The 13,557-nt window shown below is 71.5% G+C and carries 14 protein-coding genes; 13 read left to right on the top strand and 1 reads right to left on the bottom strand.

Annotation, left to right across the window (positions count from 1 at the left end; translation table 11 throughout):
* Positions 1-99 precede the first annotated feature (99 nt).
* Both ACLF3M_RS06630 and ACLF3M_RS06625 read left to right on the top strand, forming a co-directional pair.
* Positions 100-3,000: a calcium-binding protein gene (locus ACLF3M_RS06630; protein ID WP_430656079.1), complete on the top strand. Its 2,901-nt coding sequence runs from the start codon at positions 100-102 to the stop codon at positions 2,998-3,000.
* 196 nt (positions 3,001-3,196) lie between these two features.
* Positions 3,197-3,397 carry a Flp family type IVb pilin gene (locus tag ACLF3M_RS06625; RefSeq protein ID WP_430656078.1) on the top strand — a complete coding sequence of 67 codons (201 nt, stop codon included), beginning with the start codon at positions 3,197-3,199 and terminating at the stop codon, positions 3,395-3,397.
* Positions 3,398-3,478: 81 nt separating this feature from the next.
* On the opposite strand, the gene ACLF3M_RS06620 is transcribed toward ACLF3M_RS06625, so the two are convergent.
* Positions 3,479-4,258 carry a DUF2189 domain-containing protein gene (locus ACLF3M_RS06620; protein WP_430656077.1) on the bottom strand — a complete coding sequence of 260 codons (780 nt, stop codon included), beginning with the start codon at positions 4,256-4,258 and terminating at the stop codon, positions 3,479-3,481.
* A gap of 179 nt (positions 4,259-4,437) precedes the next feature.
* Between ACLF3M_RS06620 and ccoN the strand changes: the two genes are divergently transcribed.
* The 11 genes from ccoN to ACLF3M_RS06565 all read left to right on the top strand — a co-directional run bounded on the left by ccoN (position 4,438) and on the right by ACLF3M_RS06565 (position 13,552).
* Positions 4,438-5,946, top strand: coding sequence for a cytochrome-c oxidase, cbb3-type subunit I (gene ccoN, locus ACLF3M_RS06615; RefSeq protein ID WP_430656076.1), 1,509 nt, complete (start codon positions 4,438-4,440; stop codon positions 5,944-5,946).
* A 14-nt stretch (positions 5,947-5,960) separates the two neighbouring features.
* Positions 5,961-6,689, top strand: a complete 729-nt coding sequence (gene ccoO / locus ACLF3M_RS06610) for a cytochrome-c oxidase, cbb3-type subunit II (protein ID WP_430656075.1) — start codon at positions 5,961-5,963, stop codon at positions 6,687-6,689.
* A gap of 13 nt (positions 6,690-6,702) precedes the next feature.
* Complete coding sequence (locus ACLF3M_RS06605) at positions 6,703-6,876, top strand: cbb3-type cytochrome oxidase subunit 3 (protein ID WP_430656074.1); 174 nt, start codon at positions 6,703-6,705, stop codon at positions 6,874-6,876.
* Between the two features lie 12 nt (positions 6,877-6,888).
* Entirely contained in the window at positions 6,889-7,767 is an 879-nt protein-coding gene (gene ccoP / locus ACLF3M_RS06600) for a cytochrome-c oxidase, cbb3-type subunit III (protein ID WP_430656072.1), read from the top strand.
* Between the two features lie 79 nt (positions 7,768-7,846).
* A complete protein-coding gene (gene ccoG / locus ACLF3M_RS06595; RefSeq protein ID WP_430656071.1) occupies positions 7,847-9,361 on the top strand; it encodes a cytochrome c oxidase accessory protein CcoG in 1,515 nt (504 codons plus the stop codon).
* Positions 9,358-9,849 (top strand): FixH family protein, encoded by a 492-nt coding sequence (locus tag ACLF3M_RS06590; protein ID WP_430656070.1) that lies wholly within the window; start codon positions 9,358-9,360, stop codon positions 9,847-9,849. Before ccoG ends, ACLF3M_RS06590 begins: the two co-directional genes overlap by 4 nt.
* The gene (locus ACLF3M_RS06585; protein ID WP_430656069.1) at positions 9,846-12,209 is read left to right on the top strand and encodes a heavy metal translocating P-type ATPase; all 2,364 of its coding nucleotides are present in this window, start codon (positions 9,846-9,848) and stop codon (positions 12,207-12,209) included. Before ACLF3M_RS06590 ends, ACLF3M_RS06585 begins: the two co-directional genes overlap by 4 nt.
* A 58-nt stretch (positions 12,210-12,267) precedes the next feature.
* Entirely contained in the window at positions 12,268-12,426 is a 159-nt protein-coding gene (gene ccoS, locus ACLF3M_RS06580; RefSeq protein WP_430656068.1) for a cbb3-type cytochrome oxidase assembly protein CcoS, read from the top strand.
* Positions 12,426-12,605 carry a hypothetical protein gene (locus ACLF3M_RS06575; RefSeq protein ID WP_430656067.1) on the top strand — a complete coding sequence of 60 codons (180 nt, stop codon included), beginning with the start codon at positions 12,426-12,428 and terminating at the stop codon, positions 12,603-12,605. Before ccoS ends, ACLF3M_RS06575 begins: the two co-directional genes overlap by 1 nt.
* Positions 12,606-12,619: 14 nt before the next feature.
* Positions 12,620-12,895: a hypothetical protein gene (locus ACLF3M_RS06570; protein ID WP_430656066.1), complete on the top strand. Its 276-nt coding sequence runs from the start codon at positions 12,620-12,622 to the stop codon at positions 12,893-12,895.
* A gap of 75 nt (positions 12,896-12,970) precedes the next feature.
* Complete coding sequence (locus ACLF3M_RS06565; RefSeq protein ID WP_430656065.1) at positions 12,971-13,552, top strand: hypothetical protein; 582 nt, start codon at positions 12,971-12,973, stop codon at positions 13,550-13,552.
* Positions 13,553-13,557: the final 5 nt, after the last annotated feature.

The raw sequence follows: 13,557 nt of genomic DNA, 5'->3' as shown, positions 1-13,557 counted from the left end.
GCGCCTCCGAGCGATCCGGCTTCGCGGCGAACTGCCTTAACTCCCCGGCAAGCCGCGGCGGGGTAGCATGGGACCTCCGTCCTCCTCGGCCAGGGTCGCATGTCCGTCACGGTCTCCGGGACCGTCCCGGCCAGCATCGCAGAGAACACGAGCCCGGCTGACTGGTCGGGCACGCTGGCCTTCTCGGGCGGCGTGCTGGAGGTGGTGCTCACCGGGCCCGATGCCGGCCGCTTCGAGGCGAGCTTCGACCGCGCGCGGCAGAGCCTCGCGATCCGGCCGGCCGCCAGCCTCGACTCCGAGGCCTTCCCGCCCGGCCAGGTCCTCGCCTTCGGGCTGTCCCTGCGCACTGCGGCGGGGTGGCAGTCGCCGGCCACGATCTGGCAGGTCGCGCTGACCGGCCTCGACGACACCGCGCCCTCGGGGATCCGCTTCCTGTCGGGCGGGGTGGTGCTGGAGAACGACGTCGGCGGGGTGATCGGCGCGCTGGCCGCCGACGACCCCGACACCGCGGGGCCGCTCGCCTTCGACGTCGCCTGGCCCGACGCCGCCTTCTTCGAGGTCGTAGACGGCGTGCTGAAGCTGCGCGAGGGCGTGGACCTGGTCGGGCTCGCGGGCACGACGCGGGAGGTGCTGGTCACCGCGTCGGACGGCACCAACCCCGTGGCGGCGGGGATCGTGACCTTCGCGATCCTCGCCCCCGGCACGGCGCCGGCGCTGCAGGAGGGGACGGCCGCGGCGGAGACCCTGACCGGCGGCGCCGGGGCGGATTTCCTGCTGGGCCAGGGCGGCAACGACCGCCTGGTCGGCAATGGCGGCGACGACATCCTGGAAGGGGGTGATGGCGCGGACACGGTGGATGGCGGCAACGGCAACGACAAGGCGAACGGGGGCGCGGGCGCCGACAGCCTGTCCGGCGGCGCCGCCAACGACCTGCTGAACGGCGGCGACGGCGCCGATACGCTCCGCGGCGGAGACGGCGCTGACACGCTGCGGGGCGGGGCGGCGAGGGACATCCTGTTCGGCGCGAACAATGCCGATTTCCTCGATGGCGGAGAGGATGCTGACAGCCTCTCGGGCGGGGCGGCGGAGGACACGCTGTTCGGCGGCGAGGGCAACGATACTCTGGATGGTGGAACGGAGAACGACCTGCTCGACGGCTATCTCGGCAGCGATTCGCTGCTGGGGGGGGTCGGCGACGACACGCTGCTGGGCGGGGAGGGCGCGGACACGCTGGATGGCGGCGGGGGCGCCGATTCCCTGGCCGGCGGGGCGGGCGACGATACCTATCTGCTGGACGACCTGACCTCGGTCGTCCTGGAACTTGCAGGCGAGGGCTTCGACACGGTCCTTGTCAGCCTCGCCATGGTGATCCCGCTGAATGTCGAGGTGCTGCGCATCCGGTCGGGAACGGGTGACCTCGCGGCATTCGGGGCGGGCTTCGACGACATCCTGTTCGGCAACGAGGGCGGCAATTCGCTGACCGGCGCGGCGGGCGCGGACACGCTGGATGGCGGCGCGGGGGCGGATACGCTCGACGGCGGGGACGGGTCGGACAGCCTGTCCGGCAATGCCGGCGATGACCTGCTGCGCGGCGGCGACGCCATTGACGCGCTGTCGGGCGGCGACGGCAACGACCTCCTGTTGGGCGAGGCCGGGGCGGACAGCCTGGATGGCGGCAACGGCAATGACAGCCTGGATGGCGGGGAAGGCAACGACAGCCTGGCGGGCGGGGCGGGGGCGGACAGCCTGGTCGGCGAGCTGGGCAACGACAGCCTCGATGGCGGCATTGATGCGGACACGCTGCGCGGGGCCGAGGGAAGCGACACGCTGGCGGGCGGCGACGGCAATGACCTGCTGCTCGGCGAGGCCGGCAACGACCTGCTGCTGGGCGGCGCGAGCCTCGACACCTTATCGGGCGGCGATGGCGACGATTCGCTCGATGGCGGGACGGGCGAGGACAGCCTTGGCGGCGGCGCGGGGGCCGATTCGCTGTCCGGCGGCGACGACGCGGACACGCTGGACGGCGGTGACGGGCCTGACACGCTGGATGGCGGCGCGGGGCCGGACAGCCTCTCGGGCGCGGCGGGGGACGACTGGCTGCGCGGCGGGGCGGGCGCCGACACGCTGCTCGGCGGGGCAGGGCGGGACCTGCTGGCCGGGGAGGACGCCGAGGACAGCCTGGCCGGCGGCGAGGGCGACGACCTGCTGGCGGGCGGCGCGGGGGCGGACACGCTGGATGGCGGGGCGGCGTCCGACCTCCTGCTGGGCGGCGCGGGGGACGACCTGCTGCGGGATGGGGACGGCAACGACACGCTGGCAGGCGGCGAGGGGAACGACACGCTGGAGGCGGGCGCGGGGCGCGACCTGCTGGATGGCGGGGCCGGCAACGACCTGCTGCGCGCCGTCGCGGGCGGGGCGGAACTGCGCGGCGGGGAGGGGGCGGACACGCTGGACGGACCCGGGCTGGCCGTGGCCACGCTGCTGGCCGGAGGTCTCGGCGACGATGTCTACGTCCTGCGCGGCGGCGACCGCATCGTCGAGGCGCCGGGCGGCGGGCGCGACACCGTGCTCGTCAACGCCGGCGGCACCTTCACCCTGGCCGAGGGGCTGGAGAACGCAGTGCTGACGGCCGGCAATGGCGGGGTCATCGGCAGCGCCGCGGCGAACGCGCTGACCGGGTCGGACCTGCCGAACCTGCTGTTCGGCGCGGCGGGGCCGGACACGCTGGACGGGCGCGGCGGCAATGACACGCTGATGGGCGGGGAGGGACAGGACATCTTCGTGCAGCGCGCGGCGTCGGGCTTCGACGTGGTGCGGGACTTCGAGCCCGGCGTGGACGTGCTGATGCTGGTGGGCAGCGGCCTGGCCGAGCCCGAGGCCGCGCTCTGGTCATTGCAGTTCACGTCAAGCGGGGCCGTGATCACGATTCCGGGAGGCGGTGTCCTGCTGGAGGGGGTAGGGTCGGGAGTGTTGCGTGCCAACGATTTAGTCGTGATATGAGGCGTCTCGCTTGGCGGTCTGCTGGTCACAGTCTGACGTACGATCGCGCGAATGTGTTGACGATCCGTTAACGATGTCCCAATGTCCGTTCGTCGTCCCGTGGTTGTGCTGTCGCGCCGCCACAACCCCGGCGTGCCACGCACGCCGGGTTGGGACGCGGTTGACTGGGCCAGACTTGAACAGGAAGGGGATCAGCATGACCGACAAGGGGAAGGCGCTGCTGCGGCGCGCCAGGGAACTCGGCCTGAAGCTCGCGGGCGACCGCAAGGGCGTGACGGCGGTGGAGTATGGCGTGATCGCCGCGCTCATCATCGTGGTCTGCATCGTGGCCATCACCACGGTGGGCACGAACCTGAACTCCACCTTCACGGCGGTCGGGAACAACCTGACGCGCTGATACCGCGTGCGGCGGGCCACGCCCGCTGCCAGGGGCCGGCGCCCGGGGCAGGCGCCGGCCGCTCCTGTTCCGAGCCTCCGGTTACCTCACGAGATCGCGGTAGGCGTGCCAGGTGGCATGCCCGACCAGCGGCAGCACCAGCGCCAGGCCCAGGAAGAACGGCACCAGCGCCATCGCGGTGAAGACCACGATCAGGCCCGCCCAGAAGGCCATCGCCCGCCAGTTGTCGAGCGTGGCCTTGATGGACACCACGACCGCCTCGATCGCCGAGACGTCGCGGTCCACCAGCATCGGGATCGAGACCGCCGACACGGCGAAGGCGAGGCAGGCCAGCACGAAGCCGGCGCCTGTCCCGATGATCAGGAAGGGCAGGAGCTGGTCGGAGCGCAGCATGGCCAGCGGGATGTCCTCGATCGAGGCGCCGAAGTTCAGGCCGAAGAAGGCCATGAAGATCAGCGCGGCCATGCGCACCCAGAACAGGTTGATCAGCAGCAGCAGCGCCCCGATGAGCGCGAGCTGCTGGCCGTTGCGGCGGAAGGCGCGCAGGGCCGTGGCGAAGGACACCGCCTCTCCCTTCTCGAGCCGGCGGGAGGTGTCGTAGAGCCCGGCGCCGATGATCGGCGCGACGAGGAAGAAGCCCGCGACGGCGGGCAGCACCGCCCAGAGCGCGCCGAGCGCGATCAGCAGCAGGACCAGCGCCCAGCCCGCGGCGACGACGGCGCCGCCGTAGAAGAAGCCGATATGCGGCGTGGCCATCAGGTCGCGCCAGCCCGCTTCCAGCCAGGCCCAGGGCCGGTCGCTGGCGACGACCATGATACGGATATTCGTGCCCGCGACCGTGCCGCCTGCCTGCTCGCTCATCGGACGCCCGCTCCTCCCCGCCTCGCCGGCCTTTCGGCATGGCCTGCCGACCATAGGACGTCTTTGGCGCGGCCGAACTTGATCCTGATCAAGGACGGTTCCCCGCTGGGAGGGTTTCCTCGCGAGCACGTGCCCGGTCGGTTCGCGACCTCTGGCGCGCGGAGGGGAGATCCGACCTCATGTCAGCAACGGGCTATGCCGATGGGCTGGCCGCACCCGCGACGGGCACGCCGTCTGCGGTTCGCTCCGCAGGCTATGTGGAGGCGCCGATCCGCGCCTTCGCGATCGCCACGGTCTTCTGGGGCGTGGTCGGGTTCCTGGTGGGCGTCGTCATCGCCTCCCAGCTCGCCTGGCCGCTCCTGAACCTCGACCTGGAATGGACGACCTTCGGTCGGCTCCGCCCGGTCCACACCAGCGCGGTGATCTTCGCCTTCGGCGGGAATGCGATGTTCACGACGTCGCTCTATGTCGTGCAGCGCACCTGCCGCGCGCGGCTCTTCGGCGGCGAGCCGATGGGCTGGTTCCTGTTCTGGGGCTACCAGTTCGTCATCGTCATGGCCGCGCTAGGCTACGTGCTCGGCGTGACGCAAGGCAAGGAATACGCCGAGCCCGAATGGTACGTGGACCTCTGGCTGACGGTCGTCTGGGTGCACTACCTCGTCGCATTCGGCGGCACCATCCTCCGGCGCGAGGAGCCGCACATCTACGTCGCGAACTGGTTCTACCTGGCCTTCATCATCACCGTCGCGATGCTGCACATCGGCAACAACCTGGCGCTTCCCGTGACCTGGGGCAGCGCGAAGAGCTACGGCGCGGCGTCGGGCGTGCAGGACGCGATGATCCAGTGGTGGTACGGCCACAACGCCGTCGGCTTCTTCCTGACCGCGGGCTTCCTCGGGATGATGTACTACTTCATCCCCAAGCAGGCCGAGCGGCCGATCTACTCCTACCGGCTGTCGATCGTTCATTTCTGGTCGCTGATCTTCCTCTATATCTGGGCGGGTCCGCACCACCTCCACTACACCGCGCTGCCGGACTGGGCGCAGACGCTCGGGATGGTGTTCAGCGTCATGCTGTGGATGCCGTCCTGGGGCGGCATGATCAACGGCGTCATGACGCTGTCGGGTGCGTGGGACAAGCTGCGCACCAACCCGGCGCTGCGCTTCTCCGTCACCTCGCTCGGCTTCTACGGCATGTCCACCTTCGAGGGGCCGGTGATGTCGATCAAGGCGGTGAACAGCCTGTCGCACTACACCGACTGGACGATCGGCCACGTCCATAGCGGCGCGATGGGCTGGGTCGGCTTCGTGACCTTCGGCGCGCTCTACTGGCTGTTCCCGCGGCTGTGGAACAAGCAGGCGCTCTGGTCGGAGAAGCTGGTTTCCTGGCACTTCTGGATCGCGACGCTGGGCATCGTCCTCTACATCACCGCGATGTGGGTGTCGGGCATCCTGCAGGGCCTGATGTGGCGCGCCTACGACGAGAACGGCTTCCTGCAGTACAGCTTCATCGAGACCGTCGCCGCGATGCACCCGTACTACGTCATCCGCGTGATGGGCGGCGTGCTGTATCTCAGCGGCGCGCTGATCATGGTCTACAACCTCTGGATGACCGTCACCCGCGGCGAGACCACGGAGGCGGTCGCCGCCCCCGTGGCCGCCGGCGCCGTGCCGGCCGCCGCCGCGTGAAGGAGGGCGGTGCCATGAAGTGGTTCAACCACGCCAGGATCGAGACCAACCTGATCCTGATGGGCGTGCTCACGCTCATCACCGTCTCGATCGGCGGCCTGGTGCAGATCGTCCCCCTCTTCACCGTCAGCACGACGATCGAGCGGGTGGTGGGCGTCCGCCCCTACACCCCGCTCGAGCTGATGGGCCGGAACATCTACGTCCGGGAGGGCTGCTACCTCTGCCACAGCCAGATGATCCGCCCCTTCCGCGACGAGCTCGAGCGCTACGGCCACTACAGCCTGGCGGCGGAGAGCATGTACGACCATCCCTTCCAGTGGGGCTCGAAGCGCACGGGGCCCGACCTCGCGCGCGTCGGCGGGCGCTATTCCGACGACTGGCAGGCCGCGCATCTGCGCAGCCCGCGCGGCGTGGTGCCGGAGAGCATCATGCCGCCCTACGCCTTCCTCGACCGGCCGCTGGACTACCACGACATTGCCGATCACCTGCGGACGCAGCGCGCCGTCGGCGTGCCCTATTCCGACGAGATGATCGCCAATGCCCGCGCCGACCTCGAGGCGCAGGCGATCCCCGATCGCGACGCCGGCGCCTTCCAGGGACGATACGCCCGTGCCCGCCAGGCCGCCTTCGACGGCAATCCCGCGGGGGTGACGGAGATGGATGCGCTGGTCGCCTACCTGCAGATGCTCGGCACGCTCGTGCAGTTCCGCGACGTGACGCCCGAACAGCTCAGGCAGCAGTGAGGAGGAGCGGACAATGAGCGAGCTCTACGCCGCCCTGCAGCCGATCCTGCCGACGATCTGGGTCGTCTGGTTCTTCATCCTGTTCACGGGGATCATCCTCCATGTGATGGCCCCCTGGCGGAAGCGGTCCTACGAGCGGATGGGCGACATCCCGCTGCGTGACGACCCGCCTTCGCGGTTGCGCTGAGGAGGCGCGCGCATGCCGACGAAGATCGAGAAGGATGCCGTCACCGGCACCATGACGACCGGCCACGAATGGGACGGGCTGAAGGAGCTGAACACGCCGCTGCCGAAGTGGTGGCTCTACCTGTTCTACGTCACCATCGCCTTCGCGGTGGTGTGGATGGTGCTCTATCCCTCGCTGCCGATCCGTGGCGCCACCGGCGTCACCGGCTGGGTCGCGCGGGAGGCGGTCGGCGTCGAAGTCGCGGCGGCGAATGCCCGCATGGCGCCGATGATGAACCGCCTGCGCGAGGCGACGCCCGCCGAGATCGCGGCGAACCCCGAGATGCGCGCCTTCGCCATGGCGGGCGGGCGCATCGCCTTCGCCAACAACTGCGCTTCCTGCCACGGCGCGGGCGGCCAGGGCCAGGCCGGCGGCTATCCCTCGCTGGCCGATGACGACTGGATCTGGGGCGGCGGCTTCGACGCCATCCACCGGACCATCGCCAACGGCATCCGCGCCGGCGAGAGCGACGAGGAGCGGATCAGCATGATGCCGCGCTTCGGTGCCGACGGCGTGCTGACCACCGCGCAGATCGCTGATGTCACGCAGTTCGTGCTGTCCCTGTCGGGCCGTTCGACCGACGCGGCGGCGGCCGACCGCGGCAAGCCTCTCTATGCCGACAACTGCGCGGCCTGCCACGGCGACGGCGGCGAGGGGAACCGCGATGTCGGCGCGCTCCGGCTGAACGACCGGGTCTGGCTGCACGCCAACCCGTCCGACGCGGCTTCGGTCGCGCGCTACATCGCCAATCCGCGGATGGGCGTGATGCCGGCCTGGGGCAGACGGTTGGACCCTGCGACCGTCAACATGCTGACCGTCTATGTGCACGCGCTGGGCGGGGGCGAGAACTGAGCACGGCGTGACGTGACTTCCCCCTCCCCCGCAGTCGCGGGGGAGGGAGCAGAGTGGCGGGGTCAGGAGCCGGATCTTCATGAACGACGTGACGGCGAAGGCGAGGCTGAGGAACGCGGGGCCCGTGGCCGCCGGACAGCCGCTCTACGCCGATCGCCAGAAGGTCTATCCGCGCGCGGTCTCCGGCCCGGTGCGGCGCGCCAAATGGGCGGTGCTGATCGCCTGCCTCTTCCTCTACTACACCGTGCCGCTGATCCGCTGGGACCGAGGGCCGAACGCGCCGGACCAGGCGGTGCTGGTCGATATCGGCAACGGGCGGCTCTACTTCTTCATGGTCGAGATCTGGCCGCAGGAGGTTTACTACCTCACCGGCCTGCTGGTGCTCGGCGCCATCGCGCTCTTCGCCGCGACGTCTCTCTTCGGCCGCGTCTGGTGCGGCTTCGCCTGCCCGCAGACCGTCTGGACCGACCTCTTCATGTGGGTCGAGCGCCTGATCCAGGGCGACCGGAACGAGCGGATGAAGCTCGACCGCGCGCCCTGGACCGCGGCGAAGTGGCGCAAGAAGATCATGACCCACGCCGCCTGGCTCGCGATCGCCGCGGCCACTGGCGGCGCCTGGATCATGTACTTCAACGATGCGCCGACCATGACGGTGCAGCTGCTGACGCTGCAGGCGTCGAAGGAGGTCTACTTCTTCTTCGGCCTCTTCACCGCCACGACCTACCTGCTGGCGGGCTGGGCGCGGGAGCAGGTCTGCACCTACATGTGCCCCTGGCCACGCTTCCAGGCCGCGATGCTGGACGAGAACTCCCTCGTCGTCTCCTACCGCGCCTGGCGCGGCGAGCCCCGCGGCAAGCTGAAGGAGGAAGGCCACGGCGACTGCGTGGACTGCAATGCCTGCGTCAATGTCTGCCCCACGGGGATCGACATCCGCGACGGGCAGCAGATGGAATGCATCGGCTGCGGGCTCTGCATCGATGCCTGCGACGACGTCATGGCCAGGCTCGACAGGCCCAGGGGGCTGATCGCCTTCGAGACGCTGAAGAACATCGCGGCCTCCGACGCCGCGGCGCGCGGCATCCCGCCTTCGCCGGCGCGGACCGAGGTCGGCATGGCGGCGCGCCACGTCCCGAACTTCATCCGCGCGCGCACCGTGATCTACGCCGCGGTCATCGCGACGGTGCTGGCGGTGATGACGGGCGCCTGGCTGCTGCGGCAGGAGGTGACGCTGGCGGTGCTGCGCGACCGCGCGCCGCTCTTCGTCAGCCTGTCCGACGGCGGCATCCGCAACGCCTATACACTGAAGATCGCGAACAAGTCGCGCCAGGCCGGCGAGCTGACGCTGGTGATGGACAGCCGCGCGCCGCTGCGCCTGACGGTCCAGGAAGCGCAGGAGGTCGGGCCGAACCGCTTCACCGTGGCGACCCGCGGCGACGGCATCACGCAGTGGCGCGCGCTGATCACGCTGCCGCATGATGTGCCCACCCGCGAATCCACCGAAGTGACCTTCCGCCTGCTCGACGCTCGCGGCCGGACGGTCGTGCGCACCGACAGCGTCTTCCTCGGCCCGCATGGGCAGGAGAACCACCGATGAGCGACGCCGCCACGCGGCCCGGCCTGGACTACGATCCCCGCCGCAGCCGCTGGATCCCCTGGGCCTTCGTCGGCGCCTTCGGCGTGATCATCGCGGTGAACGCCACCCTGGTTTACGCCGCGCTGTCCACCTTCACCGGCGTCACGACGGAGCACAGCTACGACCGCGGTCGCGCCTACAACGCGGTGATCGCCGAGGCCGCGCGGCAGGACGCGCTGGGCTGGAAGCCGGCGCTGTCGCTCGCCGACGGCGTGCTGACCGTGACGGTGACGGACCGCGAGGACCGGCCCGTCGGCGGGCGCCTGGAAGGCGTGCTGCAGCGACCGATCGAGGGTGCGGCGCTGACCCTCGACTTCGCCGCGGCCGGCCCCGGCCGCTTCATCGCCTTCGCCCCGCTGCCCGGCCAGGGCCAGTGGGAGGTGCGGCTGACGCTGACGGGCGAACGCGGCGAGCGCCGCGACATCCGCGAGCGGGTCTTCGTGCGATGACAATCTCCGCCGCCCTGCCGGAAGGCTTGGCGCCGGGCCAGGCCGGCTTCTCCCGCGCGGCCTGCGCGCATTGCGGCGCGCCGCTCGCGCCGGGGCAGGGCGAGTTCTGCTGCACGGGCTGCGCGGGCGCGCATGCGCTCGTGCGCGGCCTCGGCCTCGACGCCTTCTACCGCCGGCAGGAGACCGCGGCCGGCACGCTGCGTCCGCCGGAGGCGCTGACCACGGATTTCGCGCCGCATGCGCGCGACGCCGGGAAGGGCGTGCATGAGCTGGAGCTGATGGTCAGCGGGCTCACCTGCGGTGCCTGCGTCTGGCTGGTGGAGCAGGCGCTGGCGGCCGAGCCCGACGTGATCAAGGCGCGCGCGAGCCTGACGGCGCGGCGGCTGACGATCGCCTGGCGCGGCGACGCCGATCGCGCGCGCGACCTCGCCGCACTCGTCGCGCGGCTCGGCTTCAAGGTCGCGCCCTGGTCGCCGGCCTGCCTGCGCGCGACCGAGGACGCGGAAGGCCGCGCGCTGGTCCGCGCGCTGGGGATCGCGGCCTTCGGCTCGATGAACGTGATGCTGGTCTCCGTCGCGGTCTGGGTCGGCACGGACATGGAGCCCGCGACCCGCCAGGCCATGCACTGGCTCGCCGCGCTGATCGGGCTGCCGGTCGTGCTGGTGGCGGGGATGCCCTTCTACCGATCCGCCTGGGACGCGGTCCGGGCGGGGCGCGTGAACATGGACCTCGCGGTATCCATCGGCGTGCTGGCGACGACGCTGATGTCGATCAGCGAGACCCTGCGCAATGGCGACTACACCTGGTTCGACGGCGCGACCTCGCTGCTCGCGCTGCTGCTGGCCGGGCGCGTGCTGGACCGCGGCATGCGCCGCCGCGCGCGGCAGGCCGTGGCGGAGCTGCTGGCGCTGCAGGAAGGCACGGTCGCGCTGCATCTCGCGGACGGCACGACGCGCGCCGTCCCGGCCGAGGCCGTGCAGGCCGGCGACCGCGTGCTGGTCGCCGCCGGCGACCGGCTGCGGCTGGACGGCACGGCGGGGGAGGAGGTGCTGCTCGACACCGCCGCCACCACGGGCGAATCCGTGCCGCGGCGCCTCGCGCGCGGCGAGGCGATCCCGGCCGGCGCGGTCAACATGGGCCAGCCCTTCCTGCTGACGGTGAGCGCGGCGGCGAAGGACGGCTCGCTCGCGCAGCTCGGGCGCCTGCTGGAGCGCGCGGAGCAGGGGCGCGGGCGGTTCGTCTCCGTCGCGGACAAGGCGGCGCGGCTCTACGTGCCGGTCGTGCATGTCGTCGCACTCTGCACCTTCCTGGGCTGGTGGCTGGGGGTCGGGGTCGCCTGGCAGGCGGCGCTGGTGCCGGCGGTCGCGGCGCTGATCGTGACCTGCCCCTGCGGCCTGGCGATCGCGGTGCCCGCGGTGCAGGTCGCGGCCGTCGGCGCGCTGTTCCGCCGCGGCGTGCTGGTGGCCTCGCCGACCGCGCTCGAACGGCTGGCCACCGCCGACCACGCCGTGCTCGACAAGACCGGGACGCTGACCGAGGGCCATCCCGTGCTGGTCGAGGAGGAGGGCGTGGATCCCGCGGTGCTCCGTGCCGCCGCCTCCATGGCCCGCGCCTCGCGCCATCCGCTGGCGCAGGCGCTGGTCCGCGCCCGCCACGACGCGCCGGCGCTGGAAGGCGTGCGGGAGATGCCGGGGCGGGGCCTGGTGCGCGGCAGCGCGCGGCTCGGCAGCCCGGCCTTCTGCGGGCTGGAGGACGACCACGGCTCCGGCATGACCCTGGCCTATGTCGTGGCGGGGCAGGTGCCCGTGGTGTTCCGCTTCGCCGACCGGCTGCGCGCCGACGCCGGCCGAGCGGTCGCGGAACTGCACGGCCTCGGGCTCGAGACCGAATTGCTGTCCGGGGACGGGCCGGGCGCGGTGGAGGCCGCGGCGGCCGCGATCGGGATCGGCCCCTGGGAGGCGCGTGCCACGCCCGCCGGCAAGGCGCACCGGATCGAGACGCTGAAGAAGGCGGGCAAGCATCCGCTGATGGTCGGCGACGGCATCAACGACGCCGGCGCGCTGGCGCTGGCGCATGTCTCGGTCAGCCCCGGCACGGGCACCGATCTCGCGCAGGCCGCATCCGACATCGTGCTGCGGTCGGAGGGGCTGACGGCGCTGCCGGCGGCGATCCGCGTCGCGCGCAAGGCGCAGTGCCTGGCGAAGCAGAACATCGCCTTCAGCCTGGCCTACAACCTGGTCGCGGTGCCGATGGCGGTGCTGGGCCATGTCACGCCGCTGATCGCGGCGCTGGTGATGGCGAGTTCCTCCATCATCGTGATCCTGAACGCGCTGCGCGCGGGGAAGGAGGCTGGAGCATGACAGCGATCATCGGGAGCTGGCGGCCTGCCGCGCGCCCGGCGTCTGAGGGCATGAAACAATGAACGCTCTGGTGTTCCTGGTGCCGGCGGCCCTGGCGCTCGGCCTGCTCGGCCTGGCCGGCTTTCTCTGGGCGCTGAAGGCGCGCCAGTACGACGACCTCGACGGCGCGGCGTCCCGCATCCTGTTCGACGACCTGCCCCGCAAGGAGAAGACGTGATGTACTACTTCATGGCTGTCGGCGCGCTTCTCGCGATCATCGGCCTCGCCGCGATCTCGGCCGCGCAGGACCTCGGCATGACGATCTTCGGTTACAGCCTCTTCGTCTTCGGCGTGCTCTTCGCCCTGTTCCTGCTGAAGCGGCATTTCGACCACGCGGACGGCTCGGCGAGGCACTGAACGTGCCGGCCCGCATGACGGCCGCCGCGCTGCTGGCGCTTCTGGCCAGCGGCTGCGCGCGGCCCGACCCAGCCTGCGCCCCGGCCTTCGCCGCCTTCGAACGGCAATGGCCAGGCATGACCGCCGGGCCGGGGATGATGCTGACCGGGCCAGGGCAGGCGCTGGCCGCGGATGCCTCGGGCTTTGCGCAGCAATCGGTGGCCGGCCTGCCGCCGGCCGACCGTGCGAGCTGCTACGACCTGCTGATGCGCAGCCGCGGCTTCGCGGATTTCCCGCCTTATCCGGGGTGACGGGGTGCCGTTGCGCGGGCGGGCGGGCCGGGCGAGACTTGCCGGCATACCGCAACGTCAACAGGGGATCGCCGCATGAGGATCGCCGTTCGCCTGCTGGGCGCGATCATGCTTCTGCCCGGCCTCGCCTTCGCGCAATCCGACCCGCCGCCGGCCGTCGTCTCGACCAGCGTGGAGCGGATCGCGGTGGTCGAGAGCGTGAACCTCTCCGAGCGCACGGTCCTGCTGCGCGGGGAGTCCGGCGCGCAGACCGGCGCGTTGGCGACGGTGCGCGTCGGGCCGCAGGTGCGCAACCTCAACCTGGTGAAGCCGGGCGACCGCGTGGTGATCACCGTCACGGAAGCCATCGCCGCGAGCGTCGCGCGCCCGGAGGACGGCGCCTCGCCGACCGCCAGCGTGGAGCAGGCCTTGCGCGCCGCACCCGGGGAGCGGCCGGCGGCCAGCCTGAACGAAGGCCGGCGCATCCGCGTGCGGGTGGATGCCGTGGACACCCTGCAGAACACCGTCAGCTTCACCGAGCCCGACGGCGACAGGCGCACGGTGCGGGTGCAGAACCCGCGCATGCAGCAGTTCATCCGCGGGCTGCAGCCCGGCGAGGAGGTGGACGTGGTCTACCTCGAGAATGTCAGCCTGCGCGTGGTGCCGGCGGGCGGCTGACGCGC

Origin of the sequence: Falsiroseomonas sp. HW251 (assembly GCF_050563545.1) — a bacterium.
Taxonomy (GTDB): Bacteria; Pseudomonadota; Alphaproteobacteria; order Acetobacterales; family Acetobacteraceae; genus Falsiroseomonas.
This window is presented reverse-complemented; position numbering and strand designations above follow the sequence as displayed.

Coding starts and splice junctions, on each gene's coding strand:
- ACLF3M_RS06585 (WP_430656069.1), top strand. CDS start 9,846: ATGACAATCTCCGCCGCCCTGCCGGAAGGCTTGGCGCCGGGCCAGGCC.
- ACLF3M_RS06605 (WP_430656074.1), top strand. CDS start 6,703: ATGAGCGAGCTCTACGCCGCCCTGCAGCCGATCCTGCCGACGATCTGG.
- ccoP (WP_430656072.1), top strand. CDS start 6,889: ATGCCGACGAAGATCGAGAAGGATGCCGTCACCGGCACCATGACGACC.
- ccoO (WP_430656075.1), top strand. CDS start 5,961: ATGAAGTGGTTCAACCACGCCAGGATCGAGACCAACCTGATCCTGATG.
- ACLF3M_RS06625 (WP_430656078.1), top strand. CDS start 3,197: ATGACCGACAAGGGGAAGGCGCTGCTGCGGCGCGCCAGGGAACTCGGC.
- ccoG (WP_430656071.1), top strand. CDS start 7,847: ATGAACGACGTGACGGCGAAGGCGAGGCTGAGGAACGCGGGGCCCGTG.
- ccoN (WP_430656076.1), top strand. CDS start 4,438: ATGTCAGCAACGGGCTATGCCGATGGGCTGGCCGCACCCGCGACGGGC.
- ccoS (WP_430656068.1), top strand. CDS start 12,268: ATGAACGCTCTGGTGTTCCTGGTGCCGGCGGCCCTGGCGCTCGGCCTG.
- ACLF3M_RS06630 (WP_430656079.1), top strand. CDS start 100: ATGTCCGTCACGGTCTCCGGGACCGTCCCGGCCAGCATCGCAGAGAAC.
- ACLF3M_RS06570 (WP_430656066.1), top strand. CDS start 12,620: ATGACGGCCGCCGCGCTGCTGGCGCTTCTGGCCAGCGGCTGCGCGCGG.
- ACLF3M_RS06590 (WP_430656070.1), top strand. CDS start 9,358: ATGAGCGACGCCGCCACGCGGCCCGGCCTGGACTACGATCCCCGCCGC.
- ACLF3M_RS06575 (WP_430656067.1), top strand. CDS start 12,426: ATGTACTACTTCATGGCTGTCGGCGCGCTTCTCGCGATCATCGGCCTC.
- ACLF3M_RS06620 (WP_430656077.1), bottom strand. CDS start 4,258: ATGAGCGAGCAGGCAGGCGGCACGGTCGCGGGCACGAATATCCGTATC.
- ACLF3M_RS06565 (WP_430656065.1), top strand. CDS start 12,971: ATGAGGATCGCCGTTCGCCTGCTGGGCGCGATCATGCTTCTGCCCGGC.